Raw genomic sequence first — 22,202 nt, forward strand, 5'->3', positions numbered from 1 at the left:
GACATGGGAGACATTTCTAAAGACATAAAATCGAAATTTGCAAGTAATAAGTTAAAGGCTTTAATCAATATTAAATACACTGCACATTGGTTAAGTAGCAAAGAGAATGAGTTTTTTAAACCTTTCGGGATTTCGCCACAGCAATACAATATTCTAAGAATTTTACGTGGAGCAAAAGATAGAATTAAGGTACAGATTGTAAAGGATAGAATGATTGAGAGAGCGCCAAATGCAACGCGTTTAATGGACAAGCTATGCGAAAAAAACTTAATAGAAAGAGAACGTTGTGAGCAGGATAGACGAGTTGTATATGTGAAAATTAATGAAAAAGGTTTAGAATTATTATCTAACATAGATGATAATAAAAACCTTTCTTTTTTAGAAAAATTAACGGAAGAGGAAGCAACTCTTTTAAGTGATTTATTGGATAAAATTAGATAATTATGAAAAAAATAATTCATACTGCAGCCACAAGAGGAAATGCAAATCATGGATGGTTAGAAGCAAATCATTCGTTTAGTTTTGCTAATTTTTATGATCCTAAGAGAATACAGTTTGGAGCGTTAAGAGTTTTAAATGACGATTTAATTGCACCAAGCATGGGGTTTGGTACACATCCTCATAAGAACATGGAAATTATTACTATTCCATTAAAAGGTGTTTTAAAACATAAAGATAACATGGCAAATGATTGGATTCCCGTTTTGCCTGGTGAAGTACAAGTAATGTCTGCCGGAAAAGGAGTCTATCATTCAGAAATAAATGGTTCTGCAAATGAACATTTAGCTTTATTTCAAATCTGGATAATGCCAGAAAAAAATGAAGTTACTCCAAGATATGATCAAAAGGAATTTGATATAAAAGATAGAAAAAATAAATTACAATTATTGGTGAATTCTTTTAATTCTGACGATGAAAATAGTTTGAAAATTCATCAAGATGCACAAATTTTTAGAATTGATTTAGATAAAAATCAAGATTTTAAGTATCAGTTAAAAAGTAAGAATCGTGGAGTATATGTAATGAATATTTCTGGTGATTTTGAAATTGATTCAACAAAACTAGGTAGTCGAGATGCAATAGGAATTTATGAAACAGATAGTTTTATAATTAACAGTCTCGCTAATTCTGAATTACTATTGATTGAAGTTCCAATGTAAGTAACATCTATTTAAATAAATAAGACCTCAAAGAATCATTTCTTTGAGGTTTTTTCTTTTCAAAAAATAAACATATCTTGCAAAGTATTATGCATGCATAGTAAATTTAATTCCAAGATTATGAAATATAAGCACATTTTTGAACCTTTAGATTTAGGTTTTACAACGTTAAAAAATAGAATTTTAATGGGTTCTATGCATACAGGTTTAGAGGAAGAAAAAAACGGTTTAGAAAAAATTGCGGCTTATTATGCAGAGCGAGCAAGAGGAGGAGTTGGATTAATTGTTACTGGAGGTATTGCACCTAATATACAAGGTTGGACAGCTCCTTTTTCAGCTAGAATGTCTACAAAAAAGCATGCGAAAGAACATCAGAAAATAACAGCTGCAGTACATAAAGAAGGTGGGAAAATTTGTATGCAGATTTTACATGCAGGTCGTTATGGTTATCATCCGTTTAATGTTGCACCTTCCAAAATAAAATCGCCAATAACACCTTTTAAACCCTTTAAGTTAACGCAATCTGGAATTAATAGAACCATTAGAGATTTTGTAAATTCTGCTAGATTATCTAAAGAAGCAGGTTACGATGGTATTGAAATTATGGGATCTGAAGGTTATTTAATCAATCAATTTATTGTAAAAAGAACCAATAAAAGAACCGATAATTATGGAGGAAGTTATAAAAACAGAATGCGTTTACCAATTGAATTGGTAAAACAAACAAGAGATGCTGTTGGTAAAGAGTTTATTATAATCTATAGATTATCGATGTTAGATTTGGTAGAAAACGGCTCTTCTTGGGAAGAAGTAGTACAATTAGGAAAAGAGATAGAAAAAGCAGGAGCAACCATTATAAATACTGGAATTGGTTGGCACGAAGCCAGAATACCAACGATTTCTACATCAGTTCCTAGAGCAGCTTTTACTTGGGTTACTAAAAAAATGAAAGAAGAATTATCGATTCCTTTAATCACCTCTAACAGAATAAATATGCCCGAAACGGCAGAAAAAATATTGGCAGAAGGAGATGCAGATATGATTTCTATGGCGCGTCCTTTTTTAGCAGATCCTGAATGGGTAAATAAAGCTAAAGCTGATAAAAGTGATGAAATAAATACATGTATTGGTTGTAATCAGGCTTGTTTAGATCATGTGTTTCAACAAAAAGTGGCAAGTTGTTTGGTAAATCCTAGAGCTTGCCATGAAACAGAATTGAATTATTATGAAACCGTATTTAAAAAGAAAATAGCAGTTATTGGCGCAGGTCCTGCGGGTTTATCTGCAGCTACAATTGCGGCACAAAGAGGTCATAAGGTTACTTTATTTGATGCTGACAAAGAAATTGGTGGTCAGTTTAATATAGCAAAACAAATTCCGGGTAAAGAAGAATTTTATGAAACCTTGCGTTATTATAACAAACAAATAGAACTCCATGATGTAACTGTAAAATTAAATACTAGGGTATCTGTAGAAGATTTAAAAGATTCAGATTTTGAAGAAATTATTGTTGCAACAGGAATTAAACCTAGAGCGTTAAAAATAGAAGGCATTAATCACCCAAAAGTATTAAGTTATATTGATGTTTTAAAATTGAAAAAACCAGTAGGAAAACGTGTTGCAGTAATTGGTGCAGGCGGAATTGGTTTTGATGTTTCAGAATATTTAACGCATGAAGGAGAATCGACATCCTTAAATATTGATGCTTGGTTAAAAGAATGGGGAATAGATAAATCTTTAGAAGCAAGAGCTGGAATTGAAGAAGTGAAACCTGAATTTGAAGCGTCTCCTAGAGAAGTTTTTATGTTTAAAAGAAGTAAAGGTAAGTTTGGTGGCAACCTTGGTAAAACTACCGGTTGGATTCATAGATCGACTTTAAAGAAAAAGAAAGTCCAATTTATTGGTGAAGTTTCTTACACAAAAATTGATGATGAAGGGTTGCATTATATTCAGAATGAAAAAGCAGAAATTTTAAAAGTAGACAACATTGTTATTTGTGCAGGTCAAGTTCCTTTTAAAGAATTGTATCAACCTTTATTAGATGCGGGTAAAAGGGTGCATGTAATTGGTGGTGCAGATTTTGCAAGTGAATTAGATGCAAAAAGAGCAATTAATCAGGGTGCACGATTAGCGGCAAACCTTTAAAGTATAAAATATTTTAATAAATTATTATATTTTCAAAAAATAGAAGTAGAAGTTTTTTTAGTAGCTTGCACCTAAATAAGAAACATAAACTAGATAATGAAGAAAATACTTTTTATTGTAATCCTTTTTTTTACTTTTAATATTGTAGCACAACGCTCTAGAGGTGGTGGTGGAGGAAGACAACAAGGACAAAACCCAGAATTGAATCAAACAAAAGAGGTTAAAAAACTGAGTGCAAAAGAAATTGCGGGTATTTTTTATTATGATGTTGATGAGGTGATAAAGAAAGTTAAGATTAAAGATGATGACAAAAAATATTCAGCAACCAAAGCATTAAGAAATTATAATTTTAAAGTAAAAGAAATTTTATTCTTAAATGCTGAAAAATTTACGGATTTAGATCTTTTAATGAACGCAATGTCTAATGAAAGAGATAGTGAAAGTAATAAAAACATAAGAGAAAAGGTAAGAGAAGTCACTAGACCAATTAAAGAGAATGTTCATGAACATGAAAAAGAACTCAATGAAATTCTAAGAGGTGTTTTATCAGAAAAACAAGATAAGAAGTGGTTAAAATATCAAAAGAGCATCATAGAAAGGTTACAGCCTAAAAAAGCAGAAAACAATAATCAAAATTCTAGACCTAGTAGAGGTAGCGGAATGAGAAGACAATAACTGAATTAAATCCTATGTTTATAGGATTTTTTTGTGTTAATAAATATTATAGTACATTTAGAAAAAATTAAAAATAATCTATGAAATCATTTTCTGTAGAAGAAATAACATCGCTTGTAAAAGGAGAACAAATTGGTATTTGTAAAGACAAAATTAATGCTCCAGAACAAATAGAAAACGCCATAAAAGGGAATGTTACTTTTATAGGGAATTCTAAATATGCAAAATTATGGGAAAACTCTAACGCTAGTATTGCTATTGTTTATGATGGAATAAAAATTACTCCGGAAGAAGGAAAAGCATTTATAAAAGTGAAGAATCCAGATTTGGCAATGGCAGTTTTATTAGAAGCTTTTGAGCCAGAGTCTCCTTATTTTGAAACGGATATTCATCCGACGGCAGTAATAGATAAAACAGTTAAATTAGGAAAAGGATGTAAAGTCGGTGCAAATTCCTATATCGGTAAAAATGTAGTTTTAGGAGATAATGTAACAATTTATCCTAATGTTTCTATTTTTGATGACACCACAATTGGCAACGAGACTGTAATTTGGTCTGGAACGGTTATTAGAGAACGTACTAAGATAGGAAGTCATTGTATTTTTCATATAAATGTGAGTATTGGAGCAGATGGTTTTGGTTATAGACCAAGTCCGGATGGTAGAGGTTTAGTAAAAATTATTCATATTGGAAATGTTGTAATTGGTAATGCCGTAGAAATTGGCGCAAATTCTTGTGTAGATCGTGGTAAATTTAGTTCTACTATTTTAGGTGATGGTTGCAAGATTGATAATTTGGTGCAAATAGGTCATAATTCTGTTTTAGGAAGATGTTGTATCATGGCAGGACACAGTGGTTTAGCCGGTTCTGTAACTTTAGGAGATGGCGTAATTATTGGCGGAAGTGCTTCTATTAAAGATCATGTTACTATACATTCTGGTGCCAAAGTAGGTGCTGGCTCTGGTGTTATTGCAGATGTTCCTGCTGGTAAATCGGTTGTTGGTTATCCTGCATGTGATTCTAGAGAAAAAATGAAACAATGGGTAGCAGTGCGTAAACTTGGAAGAAACTAAATCTTTATTCCGAGTTACTTTATTACTTACTATTTTTAAAGGCTTTTTACTAAAGGCTATAATTGGGCAATACCAAATAATTACCGATATTTGCCAATCAAACTAACGAATTACAAATTATGGGAATGAATAAAAATACAGTATTAGGCTTTGCTACGCTTATTATGATACTTGTTGGCTTAGGCTTAATAGCTTTAGGGGCTTTTAGATATAATGAAGTTGCTGGATGGGGATTTGCGGCAGTTGGTTTTGGTTTCTTTTGTATTGCATGGGTTTTTAATGCATTAAAAGGTAGAGTATAAAATAATATACAGTCTTAGTTTACAGTAATAGTTTTAGGTTTTAAGCAGATGCTTAGAACTTTTTAATTTTCAATTTTTTAATATATAATACAATGAGCGACGATAAGAAAGTAATCTTTTCGATGAATAAGTTGTCTAAAACTTATAAATCAACAGGGAAACAAGTTTTAAAAGATATTTATTTAAGCTTCTTTTATGGAGCAAAAATTGGTATTCTTGGTTTAAATGGATCAGGAAAATCAACTTTATTAAAAATTATTGCAGGTGTAGAAAAGAATTTTCAAGGTGAAGTTACTTTTGCACCAGGTTATAAAGTTGGGTACTTAGAGCAAGAACCACAATTAGATCCAGAGAAAACAGTTTTAGAAGTTGTAAAAGAAGGAGTTGCAGAAACAGTTGCAATTTTAGAAGAGTACAATAAAATAAACGACATGTTTGGTTTGGAAGAAGTGTATTCTGATGCAGATAAGATGGATAAACTAATGGCACAACAAGCGGTTTTGCAAGATAAAATTGATGCAGCAAACGCTTGGGAGTTAGATACCAAATTAGAAATAGCAATGGATGCGTTAAGAACGCCAGATTCTGATAAGAAAATCGGGGTACTTTCTGGTGGAGAAAAAAGACGTGTTGCTTTGTGTAGATTATTATTACAAGAACCAGAAATTTTATTATTAGATGAGCCTACCAATCACTTGGATGCTGAATCTGTACACTGGTTAGAGCACCATTTAGCACAATATAAAGGAACTGTTATTGCTGTAACGCACGATAGATATTTCTTAGATAATGTTGCTGGTTGGATTCTTGAATTAGATAGAGGTGAAGGAATTCCTTGGAAAGGAAATTATGCTGCTTGGTTAGATCAAAAATCTAAGAGAATGGCACAAGAAAGCAAAACAGCTTCTAAGCATCAAAAAACATTAGAAAGAGAATTAGATTGGGTTCGTCAAGGAGCCAAAGGTCGTCAAACAAAGCAAAAAGCACGTTTGAAGAATTATGACAAGTTAATGAGTCAAGACCAGAAACAAACAGACGAAAAATTAGAAATCTACATTCCTAATGGACCACGTTTAGGGACAAATGTTATAGAAGCAACCGGTGTTTCTAAAGCATTTGGAGATAAATTATTATATGACAATTTAGAATTTAATCTTCCGCAAGCAGGAATTGTAGGTATTATTGGTCCCAATGGAGCTGGTAAGACTACCATTTTTAAAATGATTATGGGAGAGGAAACTCCAGATGCAGGAAGCTTTAATGTAGGTGAAACTGCTAAAATTGCATATGTAGATCAAGCACACTCAGATATTGACCCAGAAAAAACAATTTGGGAAAACTTTTCTGACGGACAAGATTTAGTAATGATGGGAGGCAAGCAAGTAAATTCTCGTGCTTATTTAAGTCGTTTTAATTTCTCTGGAAGTGAGCAAAACAAAAAAGTAAATACACTTTCTGGTGGAGAGCGTAACCGTTTGCATTTAGCAATGACGTTAAAAGAAGAAGGAAACGTTTTATTATTAGATGAGCCTACCAATGATTTAGATGTAAATACACTAAGAGCATTAGAGGAAGGTTTAGATAACTTTGCAGGTTGTGCGGTTGTAATTAGTCACGATAGATGGTTTTTAGATAGAGTTTGTACACACATTTTAGCTTTTGAAGGGAATAGTGAAGTATATTTCTTTGAAGGTGGTTTCTCTGAATATGAAGAAAACAAAAAGAAACGTTTAGGTGGAGATTTAATGCCAAAACGAATTAAATATAGAAAATTAATTCGATAATATTTCGAAATTATATTTTACAAAGAGGTTGTCTATAAAGTGAGTTTTTGTCAATCTGAATTTATTTCAGATTCTTTTGAAATTTGATATTCAGTAAATTAAGATACTGAAACAAGTTCAGTATGACAAGATTTATTGCTTTTTAGACAACCTCTTTTTTGCAACCTGAATTTATTACAGGTTATCATATTGCTTGCTTATCATTGTGTTGAGATGCTGAAACAAGTTCAGCATGACAAAGTTTATTGCTTTTTAGATGACCTCTTTCTAGTTTGCAATAGTTTCATCATTTTTTTCACAAACGACATATTTGTCGATAATATATTTTGTAATTGGATCTAGCTCCTTTAATGTTTCTGGATGAACACCTCTTTGTGTAAAATACTCCATTTTTCTTTTAGCAGATTTTCCATACCAAATTAATGGCTTTCCATTTTTAAAGAAAGGAGTTTCTTTGGTGACTTCAATTTTCTTGAAATTTTCGATATTGATATTATAAAAAGAATTATCTATTGTATTTTTCAGGGTACAATCACTCTTTTCAAAATGTGTTTTTTTCCACAGAATACATGTTTCAGAATTATTTGTATTGTAACTATTAAGAACAAACAATGCAGGGAAAAGCATTAAAATAGAACTTCCAATAAATTTTTTCTTGTGTTTTTTTAGCACAAATTCCTTTTCAAAGACCTTGGAAATAAAATTTACTTTTTCTTCAATAATTTCTTTTGTTGATTCTTTTTTAGATTGATATGCTTCAAAGTCTGACCAACCCAAATATTGAGACATAAAGTCTAAAAGATATTTATTAGGTTCTTTAACAATTACCTGTTCTCTTTCTTCAACATACTTATTATATAATCGTGTAGCTTTTCTTACACTGACATAATTTTTATCATTAGAACTAACATCTTGTAGTTCTTCTACCCAAAAAGTGGCCTGTGCATTTTTATTCTTCTTAAGTTCTTTTTTTTCAATTTCATTGAAAAAATCAGTCACAAGTACTTTAATCATCCTTAGTTGTTTGGTTGTCCAAAAGTAGACAATTTAGACAGAACAAGATTGACACTGTCTAAAAATAGACAATTTTAGATTGGTTAAAAACTGACTATTATTTGACTACTGCTAACTTTAACTCACTTCGGATATTTGCAGCAGGAATAGTTTTCTAAAAAAAAGAAAGGAAATTATTACTAAAAAACTAGAATGACATAGTGATGTTTTTTTGATTGGGAAAACAAGATTACAAAGCTATTTCATGCTACAACTTCCCGTTAAAGAGGCGCGCGACTCTTTTAAATTTTAATGTGTTGTGAATAACAAATAAGCTGAATTCTAAAATTCGGAGGGCAACACTTTTGTTTAATTTTTAAAAGAAAGTAACATGAATAAAGTATTTTTAGTATTTGCAATAGTACTAACAAACAGTGTTTTTACATCCTGTACAGATTTAGATGAAAACTTAGAAATAGCACCTGTAAAATTAGAGGTTTCTGCAACTGAGGTGAAGGAGGGCAAGATCCTATAGAGGAAGAAGATCCTGTAAAGCAGAATTAGTATTTCTAAATATAAATAGTATTTTAGAGGAATGAACCAAGTAAAAGTTACATTCCTCTTTTTGATACTGTTATCATTTTTTTCGTGTAAAAAAGAGGTTGAAATTGAAAATAATTTAATAAAAAAGTCTCATGTTAAGGACTTATTTAGAACATCTGATTATTCAAAATTAGATTATAAAGAGAAAGTTCGCTTTACAAAAAGAATCTCTAAAGATATAAATTTAGACATTGCAGATACGTATTTTATCTATAATAATATTAGCTATTTATATGGCAAGTTGCATAAATTAGACAGTGCTATCTTCTTCTCAAAAAAAATGTTAAACTTACCAAATGTAGAAAAAGATGATAATTTAAAAGGAAAAATCTTTTTTAAATTAGGTTCTTATTTTAATAGGATAAGTTTAAAGGATAGTGCCTATTATTTTTATTCTAATTCTAAAAAACATTTTTCTAATACTAAAGACAGCATCTATACAAGTAAAGTTTTAATTAATTTATCAATTTTAGAATCAGATTTTGGTAGCTATTCTATTAGCGATTCTACAGCCGTACAAGCTTTAAAGTATTTAAATGATAAAGAGGTAAATTTAAGAGCAAGAGTATTTAATTGTATGGCTTTAAATTCTACCTACCAGTCTTTATATAAAGATGCGATTTCTTACTATAATAAAAGTATTGGTATTTCTAAAAGTAAAGGCTCAAAAATTATTTATAAAAACAATATCGCTCTTGTTTTTAAAGAGCAAAAGAAGTATTCAAAATCAATTTCAATTCTAGAAGATTTATTAAAAGATACTATTTCAAATCAAAGAACTAAAGCTAGAATTATTGATAATTTAGCACATACAAAATGGTTAAGTAATTCAAATAGGCATGTTTTAAAAGAATTATTATTAGCAGAATCAATAAGAAATGAACAAAAAGATAACTTTGGATTGATCGCAAGCTACAGTCATTTATCAGAATTTTTTAATGAGAAGAATAGGAGTAGATCATTGTTTTATGCGAATAAAATGTATGAAATATCAAAAAAAGAAAAAAGTCCACAAGATCAAATAGAAGCACTAGATAAAATTGTAAATCTGCAAACACCCCAAAATGCTATTAATTATTATAAAGAGAGCATTCGCTTAAGAGATAGTTTACAAACGGCAGAAACTAAGCGTCAATATAAGTTTGCTAAAATTAAATACAATTATGAAGAAGAGGAGAAGCAAAAACTAAAATTTGAAACCCTTGCTATAGAAAATAAATTAGTTGCAGAGCGAGAGGAGAATCTGAAAAAGAATGTTTTAATTTTAGGAGTAGTGTTAATTTCTGGTTTATTGTTTTTAATTTATAGAAGAAAAGTACAACACAAAAAACGAATTTTAGAAGAAAGTTATAATACAGAAACAAGAATAGCAAAAAAGTTACACGACGAATTAGGGAATGATATTTTTAATACGCTTACAAAAGTTCAAAACCCTAAAATTAAAACCGAAGAAATTATAAATGATTTAGATAAAATCTATTTACAAACACGAGCAATTTCTCACCAAAATGACTCCATAGAAACAGGTGGTAATTTTGAAAATTATTTTAGAAATTTAGTGGCAAGTTATAATTCTGATGCTTGTAAAATTATTTTAAAAGACATGTCTTCTTTAGGTTTAAATAACTTAAATAAAGACAAACAGATTGTTCTGTATCGAGTTTTTAATGAGTTGTTTGTAAATATGAAAAAACATAGCAAAGCAAGTTTAGTGGTTTTAGCCTGTAAGAAAATAAATAATAATTTAGAAATAAGTTATGTAGATAATGGAGTAGGATTTAAGGAAGATACTATTATTTTAAAAAATGGACTTAAAAATATGGAAACCCGTATAAAAACTATTAATGGAACCATTAACTTTGAAAATAAATCCAACAAAGGTTTAAAAGTAAAAATTCAATTTAAAAATTAAGAATGTTTAAAAAAGTTTTAGTTGTAGAAGATTTTGATGTTATTAATAGCGGAATTAAAATGGCCTTAGAAGGGTTAAACATAAAAGAAGTAGATTATATTTCTTATTGTGATGAAGCTTTTCTTAAAATTAAAAAAGCTTTTTTAAATGGAGAACCTTATCAATTAATTATCTCTGATTTATCCTTTGAAAATGACGGAACTCCACAAGAGTTAAAATCTGGTGATGAACTCATAGAAAAAATTAGAAAAGAATTTTCTGATTTAAAAATCATTGTTTTTTCTGTAGAAGATAAATCATATAGAATTCAGAATTTATACAAAAAACTTAAAATTCAAGGGTATGTTTGGAAAAGTAGAAATGGATTAAAAGATTTAAAAAAAGCAATTCACTTTATTTCTACTTCAGATGAATTTTATATTTCTCCGGATTTAAACTCTGCAATTCACCCCAAAAAGGCAATAGAGATAACAGATACAGATATTTTTCTTATGGAATGTTTGTCTAAAGGTTTATTACAAGAAGCAATTAGTAAAAAATTAAAAGAAAAAGAGATATCTCCTTCTAGTATTAGTGCTATAGAAAAAAGATTAAAGACTCTAAAAATACATTTTAATGCTAACAACCCCGCGCATTTGGTTGCTATTGCTAAAGATTTTGGACTTATTTAGATTTCTATTCAATTTTAAGTACTAGTCAGTAAATTTAAAAAAATAAAATAGATAAAAAAAAAAGCCTCATTTCTTTAAAAAAATGAGGCCTTTTTTTTAAAATATTATAACAAATCAGTAGTAGGTTTACTGAGAGATTATTTAAGTAATTATACTAAAAAATTAAAAAATAATTTTTATTACTATAATGTATAAATACCTGTTATTTTAATTTCTTCTTTTTCTGCTCTCTTCATTCCTTTTGGTTTCTTTCTGCTTTTTAGTTTTTCTTTTAACTACAGTTGGTTTTCTACTAGAACTATTATCATTTCTTGTAATAGAAGTTGTCTTTCCTCTAGTTACTGTTGTTGGTCTTCTAGAGGAGGTATTATTACTTCTTCTGTTAATGGTACTACTTTTTTTTGTATTTAAGGTAGCAGGTCTTCTTGTTGTTACATTATTTCTTCTGTCTACTACAGTTCTTCTATTACTATCTATTGTAGCCGATTTTCTATAAGTAGTATTACTTCTTCTGGTAGCTGGCGCTTGTTTTCTTCTTCTTAAAATTTTACTTTTTTTACCAATTTTAGCATTTGGGTTTGCTCTATAGTAATAATAATTATGGTCTTCTCTAATTTTAGAGTAATGTCTAGAAAAATCTCTGTGTGAAAAATAAGAATTATTATAATCAAATATATTTCCAATATTTAAGTTGATTCTTATACCGTTATGGTGATAATAATTATCTTTTACATTTCCGTAAAATTCAGGGTTTCCCCAATAATCATATCTAATTTTTAAATTTCCTACATCGGTTAATTGTCCTCTATAGTACTTCATAAAAACGTTTCCAATTCTGGTTACATTTCCATAATGATCATAGTTTATAAAAGAGTTTCCTATTCTTTCAATTCTACCTCTATAATCTCTAGTTATGTATACACCTTTTCTATTTCTATTAGAAGTATAATGCGTATTAAAATCAAATTCACCGTTGGTAAAAATAAAGAATTCAACATCGCGTTCTATAAAATTTACTGTATTTTCGTATGAGTAATTAAACCTAATTTTATTAGGTATTTCTTTATTGTTTTCTGCTTTAGTAGTTGCTACAAGAAAGAACATTCCTATGAATATAAGTATACCTTTTTTCATAATATATGGTTTTAGGGTTTTGCTTACTCTAATATACTTTTCAGCTTCCGTATTTGATTATTATAATTTCAAAGAACGTGCCAAAAAAGGAAATAGGCATTTACTGGTCTTAGATATACTTTTTTACTTACTATTTAATTTATTGATTATGAATTAATTAGCTTAATGTTTGTGTTTTATTAGAAAATATAGATAAGAACTCGTAAATTCATGAAAAAATTAACGACAAAAAGGAAAATTATTTTTTATGATTGAAGCTATTGAGAAAAACTTACAGAGAGGTATCTCTTTATTAAATACAATTTCTAATGAACAATATTCAGACAACTCGGTAGCTCCTTATTACTCTAGCATAGGTTGCCATATGCGTCATATTTTAGACGTATTTTCTTGTATTTTAGACGGATTAGAGACAAAGTCTATTTACCTAAATAAAAGAAACAGAAACGAATTATTAGAATTACATACTCAATTAGGTATTGAATATTTTAATGAAACAATTTATAAATTAAAAGAAATTAATACGCTAGATTTAGAAAATACAGTATTGGTTACGGATGATTTAGGTTTGGGAGTAAAGTCGGTAAATTATACCCTAGCAGCTATATTAATGCAAGCACACAGTCATGCAATTCATCATTTTGCTAGTATTGGTTATATTATTTATCAATTAGGAATAGAATTACCAGACGCAGATTTTGGTTTTAATCCAACAACACCAAAAGTAACTATAGAAAGAAGTTAAAACCTATTTAAGGCGTTAATTTGTAAAATATACAACTTATTGTTTTGCATAATAACAGCTTCTTTACAATTGGTAGGATACATAAATTGATGCTCTTCTAAATAATTAAAACATTTTTTATCAATGCTAAAATTAGCATAAAAATCTTTTGTTCCTTCAGAATCAAATCTAGATATGCTATAGGTTTCAGCATCAATTTGTGCTTCAATCTTAAACCAGGCACCACTTCCAATTCCGCCCAACCAAGTACCTTTTTTTAATTCAAAAACCTTTTTATTTGGATGCTCTGTGCCAATTAAGTTAGGTTCAATATCAAATTTATTAAAAAAAGAAGTATTGTATTCTTTAAGAATAGATCTATTCTTATAATCTTCAATTTTTTGATTGTAAATACTATGAATAAGGTTATCCGTATTTCCCTTAATTACATTTCCAATAGGGCTTGGCGTTAGTAAATTAGATCTTTTTAACAGCTTTCTAATTTTTTTATTTGAAGAAGAGGCAATAATTGTATCTGTTACAAAACGAGCACAATTGGTACCATTTTTTATAAAAGCTCCGTATGGAATTTCTTTTTCATTTATTAATTGAAAAATATAATTATTCGCTTTTTCAAAATCAATCTCAGTATGCATACTTGCAACCAATCTTCCGTCTCCATGTGTTTTTTCAGGGTGCTTTTCAATCCAAAGTAAAATTTCTTTTAAGTTGGTTAATTTTGCATTTTCAAATTCAGCATTTATAGAAACCAAAAGCTCGGGATCTGTTTCTTTAGATCTAACACGGCCATTAGTGTAACTTGTAATATACCTGCCAAAATCGAAATAATTAATTTCAGTTTCGTCTTTTTTTATCAACAATAATGCCGCATGACCAGCTTGCACAGCGTGCTTACTACCAATACCAATTAGGGGCCATATTTTACTAGAAGGCTCCCAATAAGCAGGCCTTACAACAGTGTCTGGGTAAGAGAGAATTACTATAATTCCGTTAGTCTTGTCTGTACTCATTAATTATTAAAAATAGCTTTTAGTAGAATGTTAAAAGTTTTAAAAGCAAAGTACAAGGTAAATATAATTATAATTACAGCAGCAAATAGAATAAGGTAAGAGAGGTATGCTTGAGGTGTATTGTTAAACTTTTTTAAAGCTTTAAAACCCATTGTAAGTGATACAGGTGAAGCTATAAAAAGAATAAGTAAAATACTTAAATTTCTTAAACCCTTACCCAATAAGTTATAATTAGTACTCATTTTTATAGTTTTTAAGGACGTTTCTAACATTACCATATTTAGTAAGTAACGCACTTGCCTCGGTTTGGTCTATATTTAGTTCTAAAACTAACATTTTTTCACCTCTTTCTACCAATTTTTTGTTAGAAAGTTGCATGTCTACCATTTTATTGCCCTTAATTTTACCTAATAAAATCATGGTTGCTGTAGAAAGCATATTTAGCACTAATTTCTGAGCAGTTCCTGCTTTCATCCTAGAGCTTCCGGTTACAAATTCGGGTCCCACAAGCACTTCTATAGGAAATTGAGCAACGTTGCCTAAAGGACTATTTTTATTACAAGCAATACACCCCGTAACAATATTATTTTTATTACATGCTTCCAAAGCAGAAATCACATAAGGTGTGGTGCCAGAAGCAGCAATACCAACAACCACATCTTTACTAGAAATATGGTGGGCTTGTAAATCTAACCAACCTTGGTTTTTAGAATCTTCTGCAAATTCTACAGCATTTCTAATAGCAGTATCTCCACCAGCAATAATACCAACAACCATTTCTGGCGAAACACCAAAAGTAGGTGGACATTCCGAGGCATCTAAAACACCCAATCTGCCCGATGTACCTGCCCCTAAATAGAAAATCCTTCCACCGTTTTGTAATTTAGTTACAATCTGTGTCGTTAAATTTTCAATCTCTGGTAAAGCCTTTTCTACGGCTAAAGGTACCGTTTTATCTTCGTTATTTATATTGCTTAATAGTTCTGTTACAGACATCTTTTCTAGATGATTGTAGTTAGAATCTTGCTCTGTTGTTTTTATAAAATTCATTGGTCAAAAATACAGAATTCCATACGAATCTTAAATGTTTTTGGGCGTTTTAACGGGCTTTACACTATATCTTTTTTATAATTTTCTTTATGTAAGTAACTGCATAAGTAATATTAGTACATTGTTTAGTAACAAGAAGCTAACTCGCTAAATATAAAAAAGGATGCCGTTTCAATCCCTAACGCAGCGCCAATAACAGTACTAGACAGTTACTTTTTTTCTACCAAGCCTATGGTGTATGTATCTGTTTCTGCAATATGAAAATAGCCTAATGGAAAATTATCTTCGTTTGTAGTGTTAACAATATTACCTAATAATGATGAAGGAATAGATTGAAAAGGACCACCACCACTTTCTCCACTCTGACTAGATAAAATGGCAAAATAAGTGTAGTAATCTTTAGAGACTCCATACAATTTAATGTCAATTTCTTTAGGTAATTCCATCTTTTCATCTTCATAGAAATAAGAGAAATTATAATTAGAACCATTAAAATAGGTATCGTCTATATTTACAAAATTATTTTTATTAACCTTAAAAATGTAGTAATTTTCTTCATTTTCATTATCCGAAAATAAAATTTTCAACTCAATTTGATCCTCAGAAAAAAAAGTTTCATCACCTTGTGTAATGCTATCTATAACGGTAGATTTTATTTTGGTAGCTTTTCCTTTGTAGGTTTCATTATTGTAGATTACAGTTAATTCATATTCGGTATCATCCTCAGGAATAAAAGAATTTATTGGACTAAAACTTCCATTAGCATTTGTGTCTACAAAAGGAATTATGGTGTTAGTTGATAAGTTGGTTAAAGTAACAATTGCATTTGTAACAGTCGGAATTTCATCATCAAAATAATCTGCAGATAAACTAAGCTTTACATTCGTATTTGCAACAACAGGACTTTCACTAAAAAGTACTTCAAAAGAAGCATCAATAATTAATTTTGGTTCTATAGAGGGTACATCAATATCTACAACTTTCTCGCAACTTGCAAAAAGGATGATACATAAAACGATAATAATTTTTACATTTTTCATAAGAGTAATAGTACTTAAACCTTTCTAAGAGGTTTAGAATTTAAAATTATAAGTAACAGAAGGCACTAAGCCAAAAATAGAAGTTTGTATTGCTTCATTTCTATAAGTTTCACTATTCTGAGTAAAATTAATAGATGCTGCATTTTGGCGTCCGTACAGATTATAAACTCCAAAAACCCATTCTCCTTGCCATTTTCTATTCGCATTCTTTTCTGGAGTTAAGGTTGCAGAAATATCTAGTCTGTGATAGGCCGGTAACCTATCTGCATTTCTTCTATTATCATTGTAAATTGGCACATTTAAACCTTGGTATTCATATTGTCCAACAGGGTAATTTGTAGGTTGCCCTGTCTGAAAAACAAAGTTTGCATTAAACTTCCATTTTTTATTAAAGTCGTAACTTCCATTAATAGAAAAATCGTGTGTTTTGTCATAAGCAGTATTGTACCATTCTCCGTTATTAATACCAGGTTCTGCAGCTGTTCTACCAGGTGTTAATTGTTCAGATTTAGATAAGGTATAAGAAAACCAACCTTTAAATTTTCCTGCGTTTTTCTTAAGCAAAAACTCTAAGCCATAAGCTCTTGCTTTTCCGTTTAAAATTACCGTTTCAATTTCATTATTGGCAACCAAGTTAGCGCCGTTTATGTAATCTATTCTATTCTGAATGTCTTTATAAAAAACTTCTGTTTCTATAGAATAATCACCATTTTTTAAAGTTTTAAAATACCCAACAGCATATTGATCTAAAAGTTGTGGTTTTATATATTTTCCACTAGGTGCCCAAACATCTAACGGAGTAGGGGAAGAGGTGTTAGATAATAAATGTAAATACTGTGCCATTCTGTTATAACTTCCTTTTATAGAAGTATTATCATCTAAAATATATGACATAGAAATTCTTGGCTCAAAGTTGTTAAAACTGCTAATAACATCACTTCTTTTATATGATTCTGTGTCTGTAGCATCTGCAGATTCATATTTTTTAAACTCACTATTATAAAGTACAGCTTCATTATTTGCGTAAACATTTTGTTCATCTTGGCCTAGTCTTGTAAAATTACTAAAACGAAGTCCGTATTGCAACCTTAGCTTTTCACTTACTTTATGTTCTGCATCTAAATAGACTGCAAATTCGTTGGCATATTTATCAATTAATTTTTCAGGTAGAATTCCAGAATCCTCTCTGTTTGGTACAATTTCTCCAGGATTAAATTTGTTGTAGATGTTGTTTATACCATAACTCAATTTAAATTTATTATTGATGTAATGGTTAAAATCATATTTTAGGTTGTAGTTTGTTATACCAGAATCCCATTCAAAACCAACAAAATCTAGAGTTAATCCGTAAAAGTAATCAGAATAAATAACTGATAGGTTAGAGAATAGTTTATCAGAAAAAAGATGATTCCAACGTAAATTGGCAACTTTATTTCCATAAGTATTTACAAAATTATCACTAATTTCAAAAGCGTCTTTTCCAAAATAACCAGAAAAGAACACACTGTTTCTGTCATCAATTCTATAATTTATTTTGGTATTTAAATCATAAAAATATGCTTTGTTATCCATATCAAATAACGGTAAGAACAAATGTGCATAAGATGATCTACCACCCACTAAAAAAGAAATTTTTTCTTTTTTGATTGGTCCTTCAATTAATAATCTAGAGGATACCAAGCCAATTCCTCCAGTAACTTTAAATTCTTTACTGTTTCCTTCTTTCTGATAAATATCTAAAACAGAAGACAACCTACCTCCGTAATTTGCAGGAATTCCTCCTTTATATAATTTTACATCCTTTATTACATCTGGATTAAAAACGGAGAAGAAACCAAATAAATGTGATGAATTAAAAACAATTGCTTCGTCTAATAAAATTAAATTTTGATCTGCAGCACCACCTCTTACGTTAAAACCAGATGCGCCTTCTCCGGCGCTTGTTACTCCGGGTAATAAGATTAAAGATTTTATAATATCTGCTTCTCCTAAGACTACAGGTATTTGTTTAATCGTTGCAGACGTAAGTCTGTTAACACTCATTTGTGGAGTTTTAACATTTAAGTTTTCTACATTTCCTTCTATGATAATTTCATCTAAACTTTCTGATTCTTCTTTTAAATTGAAATTTTTAATCTCTTTATCTTTTAGATTAATGGTTTCAATAATTGTAGAATACCCTAAGTAACTAACCTGTATTTTGTATGTACCTTCTGGGAGTGTAATGGAATAAAATCCATATTGATTGGTAGTAGTACCCGAGTTTAATTCTGGGAAATATATAGAAACACCAATTAAAGTTTCATTATTACTATTATCATAAATAGTACCACTAACAGTATGCTTTTCTTGGCTAAAAGCCGTAAAACTAAATAAGAGTAGTAGTAAAAGTGCTTTTTTAAAACGAAACATTTTGTTTAATGATTTAATTTGTAAAATAAAAATACGGTTCTAATATTTAATATAAAGTGAATTCTATTTTTTTTATATAGGATTTATAAACAATAAAAGCCGATGTATAAACATCGGCTTTTATTAAAAATATTGTATTTAGAAGTCTAAATAGCGTTTAAAATAATATTTAAGGTAGCATTAGGTCTCATTGCAGCATCCGCTAAATTTTCGTTTGGTAAATAATAACCGCCCATTTCAACCGAGTCTCCTTGAATCTCGTTTAATTCAGCAACAATTTTAGATTCGTTATTCTTTAACTCTACAGCAACTTTAGAAAAAGTAGCTTTTAATTCAGCATCTTTATCTTGTGCAGCTAAACCTTCTGCCCAATAAGAAGCTAAGTAAAAATGACTTCCTCTATTGTCTAATTCACCAACTTTTCTTGAAGGAGATTTATCGTTTTCTAAGAACTTATCTGTAGCTTCATCTAACGTTTCAGCTAAAATTAATGCTTTAGAATTATTATTTGCTGTTCCTAAATGTTCTAGAGAAACTGCTAAAGCTAAAAATTCACCTAAAGAATCCCAACGTAAGTGGTTTTCTTCAACAAATTGCTGTACATGTTTTGGAGCAGAACCACCAGCACCAGTTTCAAACAATCCACCACCATTCATTAAAGGAACAATAGATAACATTTTAGCAGAAGTACCAACTTCTAAAATTGGAAATAAATCTGTTAAATAATCACGTAAAACGTTACCAGAAACAGAAATAGTATCTTCTCCTTTTATAAGTCTTTCGCAAGTAAATTCAGTTGCTTTTATTGGTGATAAAATTCTAATATCTAAACCTTCAGTGTTATGTTCTGGTAAATATTTTTTTACTTTTTTAATAATTTCTGCATCATGAGCTCTGTTTTTGTCTAACCAAAAAACAGCAGGAGTTTCTGAAGCTCTTGCTCTTGTTACTGCTAATTTAATCCAATCTTGAATTGGTAAATCTTTTGCTTGACACATTCTCCAGATATCACCTTCTTCAACTTTGTGCTCTAAAAGTTTCTTTCCAGAAGCATCAATTACAGAGACTTTACCTGCAGCAGCAATTTCAAAAGTTTTATCATGAGAACCATATTCTTCTGCTTTTTGAGCCATTAAACCAACGTTAGGAACAGTCCCCATAGTTGTAGGATCGAAAGCACCATGTTTTTTACAGAAATCTATGGTTGCAGAGTAAATACCTGCATAAGCACTATCTGGTATAATTGCTTTCGTATCTTGTAATTTTCCATCAGCATTCCACATACGACCAGAAGTTCTAATCATAGCTGGCATAGAAGCATCTATAATAACATCAGAAGGTACATGTAAGTTTGTAATTCCTTTATCAGAATTTACCATTGCTAATTCCGGACCATGATCTATAGCATATCTTATTTCTTGTCTAATTTCGTCACGTTTTTCTTTAGGTAACTCACTTAATTTAGAAAGAAGGTTTCCTAAACCGTTGTTTACATCTGCACCAATTTTCTTAAAAGTTTTTCCATGCTTTTTAAATAAATCTGCAAAAAATACACGAACTGCATGACCAAAAATTATTGGGTCACTTACTTTCATCATCGTTGCTTTCATGTGTAAAGAAAACAATACGTTTTTGTCTAAAGAATCTTCATACTGCTCTTCTAAGAAAGATATTAATGCTTTTTTACTCATTATAGTAGCATCAATAATCTCACCATCTAAAAGGGCTAAATTCTCTTTTAAAATAGTTTTAGTTCCTTTTTCTGAGGTATGAATAATATTTACTGAAGTTGCATTTTTTACAGTTACAGATTTCTCATTATTTGCAAAATCACCTTCTGTCATTGTTGCAACATGCGTTTTAGAGTCTGAAGACCATGCACCCATAGAATGTGGGTTTTTACGAGCGTAATTTTTAATTGCTTTAGGAGCTCTTCTGTCTGAGTTTCCTTCACGTAAAACTGGGTTTACAGCAGAACCTTTTACTTTATTATACAATGCTAAAACAGCTTTATCTTCGTCTGTTTTAACTTCATCGGGATAATTTGGAAGAGCAAAACCTTTTTCTTGTAACTCAGAGATTGCTTCTTTTAATTGAGGTACAGAAGCACTAATATTTGGTAATTTAATAATGTTAGCTTCTGGATTTTTTGCAAAATCACCTAAAAAAGCTAAAGCATCTTCTACTTGTTGTTCTGGTTTTAAATAATCTGAGAAATTAGCAAGTATCCTTGAAGATAAAGAGATATCTTTTACTTCAATTTCTATATTAGAAGATTTTGTGAAAGCTTTTACGATAGGTAAGAAAGATCGTGTTGCTAAAGCAGGAGCTTCATCAGTTTTAGTGTAAACAATTTTAGCTATTTTACTCATTTTGAGATATATTTTTATATGTTATTTTGTTTTTAACGAAATGCATTTCGTAAAAAAAAGTGGAACAAATTTATGAATTAATAATGATACTCTTGTTGATTAATTATCATTAATTATGTTGATTTGGTGTGTTTTTAATAATAAATTAAGTGTATTGCTGAGAATGTGAGTTAAAAACAAAATAAAAGCCATATCATACAATTTCTTGTAATGATATGGCTTCTTCGAAATAGTGTTTAAGTACTGTTTGTATTACTAGAATATCAAATAAAAGTTACCTTTTATACCTCTTTAATAAAGAGATTACTTATTGCTATTTCAGTTTTTGAAACATCCTTAATTTTAATCAAGCATTCTACTTTTTTAAAATTTTTATTAATGTTTCAATTGTAATCATTAAAAATAAATCTTTTTAGACTTAAGAACTATTTACACAATGAATAAATCTAATTTTCTTTTTATTCTTTCAAATAAATAGAAGTTTCAGTTTAGTTTTTATGATTAACAATATTATATAAAGAACGTTACTTTATCTATTTACAGGTTATTTAGTAGTTAACTTGTAAATTATATCATAAATATACGATTTGTTTATAGATATATTTCTTTTTTAACATTTTTGTTGTTAACAATCTGTTAACTGTAGTTGTTAATAATTGTGTACTAAAAAAGCGTTGTGATTTCTCACAACGCTTTTTTTAAATCTAAGTAAAAAGAGATTATTTTCTTCTTTTTTCAGTAATTCTAGCTTTTTTACCAGTAAGACCTCTAAAGTAGAAAATACGAGCTCTACGTACTTTACCTCTTTTATTAACTTCAATTTTTTGAATAGAAGGTAAGTTTACAGGAAAAATTCTTTCTACACCTATAGTACCAGACATTTTTCTGATAGTAAATGTTTCTGAAGCTGCAACTCCTTTTCTTTGAATAACTACACCTCTAAAAAACTGAGTACGTACTTTTTCTCCCTCTTTAATTTCGTAATAAACAGTGATTGTATCACCTGCTGCAAATTCTGCAAATTCTTTTCTTGCTACAAATTCGTCTTGTACAAATTTTACTAAAGATTCCATATCTTTTAATTTAATTGGTTTTGTAAAACAACGTTCACGATTTTTTCG

Annotated in this window: 19 protein-coding genes; 10 read left to right on the plus strand and 9 right to left on the minus strand. The window is 29.7% G+C overall.

The genetic code is table 11. The features are described from left to right. Positions 1-3: 3 nt before the first annotated feature. From GQS58_RS03895 to ettA, 7 genes are all read left to right on the plus strand, one after another. Positions 4-441 (plus strand): MarR family winged helix-turn-helix transcriptional regulator, encoded by a 438-nt coding sequence (locus tag GQS58_RS03895; protein ID WP_166383245.1) that lies wholly within the window; start codon positions 4-6, stop codon positions 439-441. Positions 442-443: 2 nt separating this feature from the next. Further along, complete coding sequence (locus tag GQS58_RS03900; RefSeq protein WP_166383044.1) at positions 444-1,160, plus strand: pirin family protein; 717 nt, start codon at positions 444-446, stop codon at positions 1,158-1,160. Between the two features lie 120 nt (positions 1,161-1,280). Then, positions 1,281-3,305, plus strand: a complete 2,025-nt coding sequence (locus tag GQS58_RS03905; RefSeq protein ID WP_166383046.1) for an NADPH-dependent 2,4-dienoyl-CoA reductase — start codon at positions 1,281-1,283, stop codon at positions 3,303-3,305. A gap of 96 nt (positions 3,306-3,401) precedes the next feature. Continuing rightward, the gene (locus tag GQS58_RS03910; protein WP_166383048.1) at positions 3,402-3,980 is read left to right on the plus strand and encodes a hypothetical protein; all 579 of its coding nucleotides are present in this window, start codon (positions 3,402-3,404) and stop codon (positions 3,978-3,980) included. An 80-nt stretch (positions 3,981-4,060) separates the two neighbouring features. Further along, on the plus strand, positions 4,061-5,053 hold the full coding sequence (gene lpxD, locus GQS58_RS03915; protein ID WP_166383050.1) for a UDP-3-O-(3-hydroxymyristoyl)glucosamine N-acyltransferase: 993 nt from the start codon (positions 4,061-4,063) through the stop codon (positions 5,051-5,053). Positions 5,054-5,178: 125 nt separating this feature from the next. After that, entirely contained in the window at positions 5,179-5,355 is a 177-nt protein-coding gene (locus tag GQS58_RS03920; RefSeq protein WP_240914557.1) for a CAL67264 family membrane protein, read from the plus strand. Positions 5,356-5,447: 92 nt separating this feature from the next. Further along, positions 5,448-7,139, plus strand: a complete 1,692-nt coding sequence (ettA, locus tag GQS58_RS03925; RefSeq protein ID WP_166383052.1) for an energy-dependent translational throttle protein EttA — start codon at positions 5,448-5,450, stop codon at positions 7,137-7,139. Positions 7,140-7,406: 267 nt separating this feature from the next. Here ettA and GQS58_RS03930 read toward each other — a convergent pair whose 3' ends face one another. After that, positions 7,407-8,153, minus strand: a complete 747-nt coding sequence (locus GQS58_RS03930) for a hypothetical protein (protein WP_166383054.1) — start codon at positions 8,151-8,153, stop codon at positions 7,407-7,409. 574 nt (positions 8,154-8,727) lie between these two features. Between GQS58_RS03930 and GQS58_RS03935 the strand changes: the two genes are divergently transcribed. Continuing rightward, positions 8,728-10,647, plus strand: a complete 1,920-nt coding sequence (locus GQS58_RS03935; protein ID WP_166383056.1) for a sensor histidine kinase — start codon at positions 8,728-8,730, stop codon at positions 10,645-10,647. A gap of 2 nt (positions 10,648-10,649) precedes the next feature. Continuing rightward, positions 10,650-11,318 (plus strand): response regulator, encoded by a 669-nt coding sequence (locus GQS58_RS03940; protein ID WP_166383058.1) that lies wholly within the window; start codon positions 10,650-10,652, stop codon positions 11,316-11,318. A 207-nt stretch (positions 11,319-11,525) separates the two neighbouring features. On the opposite strand, the gene GQS58_RS03945 is transcribed toward GQS58_RS03940, so the two are convergent. Then, positions 11,526-12,452 carry a hypothetical protein gene (locus GQS58_RS03945; RefSeq protein WP_166383060.1) on the minus strand — a complete coding sequence of 309 codons (927 nt, stop codon included), beginning with the start codon at positions 12,450-12,452 and terminating at the stop codon, positions 11,526-11,528. A 247-nt stretch (positions 12,453-12,699) separates the two neighbouring features. On the opposite strand from GQS58_RS03945, the gene GQS58_RS03950 reads away from it, so the two are divergent. After that, positions 12,700-13,197 carry a DinB family protein gene (locus GQS58_RS03950; RefSeq protein WP_166383062.1) on the plus strand — a complete coding sequence of 166 codons (498 nt, stop codon included), beginning with the start codon at positions 12,700-12,702 and terminating at the stop codon, positions 13,195-13,197. Here GQS58_RS03950 and GQS58_RS03955 read toward each other — a convergent pair. The 7 genes from GQS58_RS03955 to rplS all read right to left on the minus strand — a co-directional run bounded on the left by GQS58_RS03955 (position 13,194) and on the right by rplS (position 22,154). Continuing rightward, complete coding sequence (locus GQS58_RS03955) at positions 13,194-14,207, minus strand: DUF6695 family protein (protein ID WP_166383064.1); 1,014 nt, start codon at positions 14,205-14,207, stop codon at positions 13,194-13,196. The two genes, GQS58_RS03950 and GQS58_RS03955, sit on opposite strands and share 4 nt — an antisense overlap. Beyond that, the gene (locus GQS58_RS03960) at positions 14,207-14,449 is read right to left on the minus strand and encodes a DUF6095 family protein (RefSeq protein ID WP_166383066.1); all 243 of its coding nucleotides are present in this window, start codon (positions 14,447-14,449) and stop codon (positions 14,207-14,209) included. Before GQS58_RS03960 ends, GQS58_RS03955 begins: the two co-directional genes overlap by 1 nt. Next, positions 14,439-15,257, minus strand: a complete 819-nt coding sequence (gene murQ / locus GQS58_RS03965) for an N-acetylmuramic acid 6-phosphate etherase (RefSeq protein WP_166383068.1) — start codon at positions 15,255-15,257, stop codon at positions 14,439-14,441. Before murQ ends, GQS58_RS03960 begins: the two co-directional genes overlap by 11 nt. 209 nt (positions 15,258-15,466) lie before the next feature. Next, entirely contained in the window at positions 15,467-16,297 is an 831-nt protein-coding gene (locus GQS58_RS03970) for a DUF4249 family protein (RefSeq protein WP_166383070.1), read from the minus strand. A gap of 33 nt (positions 16,298-16,330) precedes the next feature. Continuing rightward, entirely contained in the window at positions 16,331-18,709 is a 2,379-nt protein-coding gene (locus GQS58_RS03975; RefSeq protein WP_166383072.1) for a TonB-dependent receptor, read from the minus strand. A 146-nt stretch (positions 18,710-18,855) separates the two neighbouring features. Beyond that, positions 18,856-21,081 (minus strand): NADP-dependent isocitrate dehydrogenase, encoded by a 2,226-nt coding sequence (locus GQS58_RS03980; protein WP_166383074.1) that lies wholly within the window; start codon positions 21,079-21,081, stop codon positions 18,856-18,858. Between the two features lie 719 nt (positions 21,082-21,800). Next, positions 21,801-22,154, minus strand: a complete 354-nt coding sequence (gene rplS, locus GQS58_RS03985) for a 50S ribosomal protein L19 (RefSeq protein ID WP_068450019.1) — start codon at positions 22,152-22,154, stop codon at positions 21,801-21,803. Positions 22,155-22,202: the final 48 nt, after the last annotated feature.

The sequence above is a fragment of the Polaribacter sp. 11A2H genome, assembly GCF_011379025.1.
In the GTDB taxonomy this organism is placed as follows: Bacteria; Bacteroidota; Bacteroidia; order Flavobacteriales; family Flavobacteriaceae; genus Polaribacter.

Coding starts and splice junctions, on each gene's coding strand:
- GQS58_RS03895 (WP_166383245.1), top strand. CDS start 4: ATGGGAGACATTTCTAAAGACATAAAATCGAAATTTGCAAGTAATAAG.
- GQS58_RS03900 (WP_166383044.1), top strand. CDS start 444: ATGAAAAAAATAATTCATACTGCAGCCACAAGAGGAAATGCAAATCAT.
- GQS58_RS03905 (WP_166383046.1), top strand. CDS start 1,281: ATGAAATATAAGCACATTTTTGAACCTTTAGATTTAGGTTTTACAACG.
- GQS58_RS03910 (WP_166383048.1), top strand. CDS start 3,402: ATGAAGAAAATACTTTTTATTGTAATCCTTTTTTTTACTTTTAATATT.
- lpxD (WP_166383050.1), top strand. CDS start 4,061: ATGAAATCATTTTCTGTAGAAGAAATAACATCGCTTGTAAAAGGAGAA.
- GQS58_RS03920 (WP_240914557.1), top strand. CDS start 5,179: ATGAATAAAAATACAGTATTAGGCTTTGCTACGCTTATTATGATACTT.
- ettA (WP_166383052.1), top strand. CDS start 5,448: ATGAGCGACGATAAGAAAGTAATCTTTTCGATGAATAAGTTGTCTAAA.
- GQS58_RS03930 (WP_166383054.1), bottom strand. CDS start 8,153: ATGATTAAAGTACTTGTGACTGATTTTTTCAATGAAATTGAAAAAAAA.
- GQS58_RS03935 (WP_166383056.1), top strand. CDS start 8,728: ATGAACCAAGTAAAAGTTACATTCCTCTTTTTGATACTGTTATCATTT.
- GQS58_RS03940 (WP_166383058.1), top strand. CDS start 10,650: ATGTTTAAAAAAGTTTTAGTTGTAGAAGATTTTGATGTTATTAATAGC.
- GQS58_RS03945 (WP_166383060.1), bottom strand. CDS start 12,452: ATGAAAAAAGGTATACTTATATTCATAGGAATGTTCTTTCTTGTAGCA.
- GQS58_RS03950 (WP_166383062.1), top strand. CDS start 12,700: ATGATTGAAGCTATTGAGAAAAACTTACAGAGAGGTATCTCTTTATTA.
- GQS58_RS03955 (WP_166383064.1), bottom strand. CDS start 14,207: ATGAGTACAGACAAGACTAACGGAATTATAGTAATTCTCTCTTACCCA.
- GQS58_RS03960 (WP_166383066.1), bottom strand. CDS start 14,449: ATGAGTACTAATTATAACTTATTGGGTAAGGGTTTAAGAAATTTAAGT.
- murQ (WP_166383068.1), bottom strand. CDS start 15,257: ATGAATTTTATAAAAACAACAGAGCAAGATTCTAACTACAATCATCTA.
- GQS58_RS03970 (WP_166383070.1), bottom strand. CDS start 16,297: ATGAAAAATGTAAAAATTATTATCGTTTTATGTATCATCCTTTTTGCA.
- GQS58_RS03975 (WP_166383072.1), bottom strand. CDS start 18,709: ATGTTTCGTTTTAAAAAAGCACTTTTACTACTACTCTTATTTAGTTTT.
- GQS58_RS03980 (WP_166383074.1), bottom strand. CDS start 21,081: ATGAGTAAAATAGCTAAAATTGTTTACACTAAAACTGATGAAGCTCCT.
- rplS (WP_068450019.1), bottom strand. CDS start 22,154: ATGGAATCTTTAGTAAAATTTGTACAAGACGAATTTGTAGCAAGAAAA.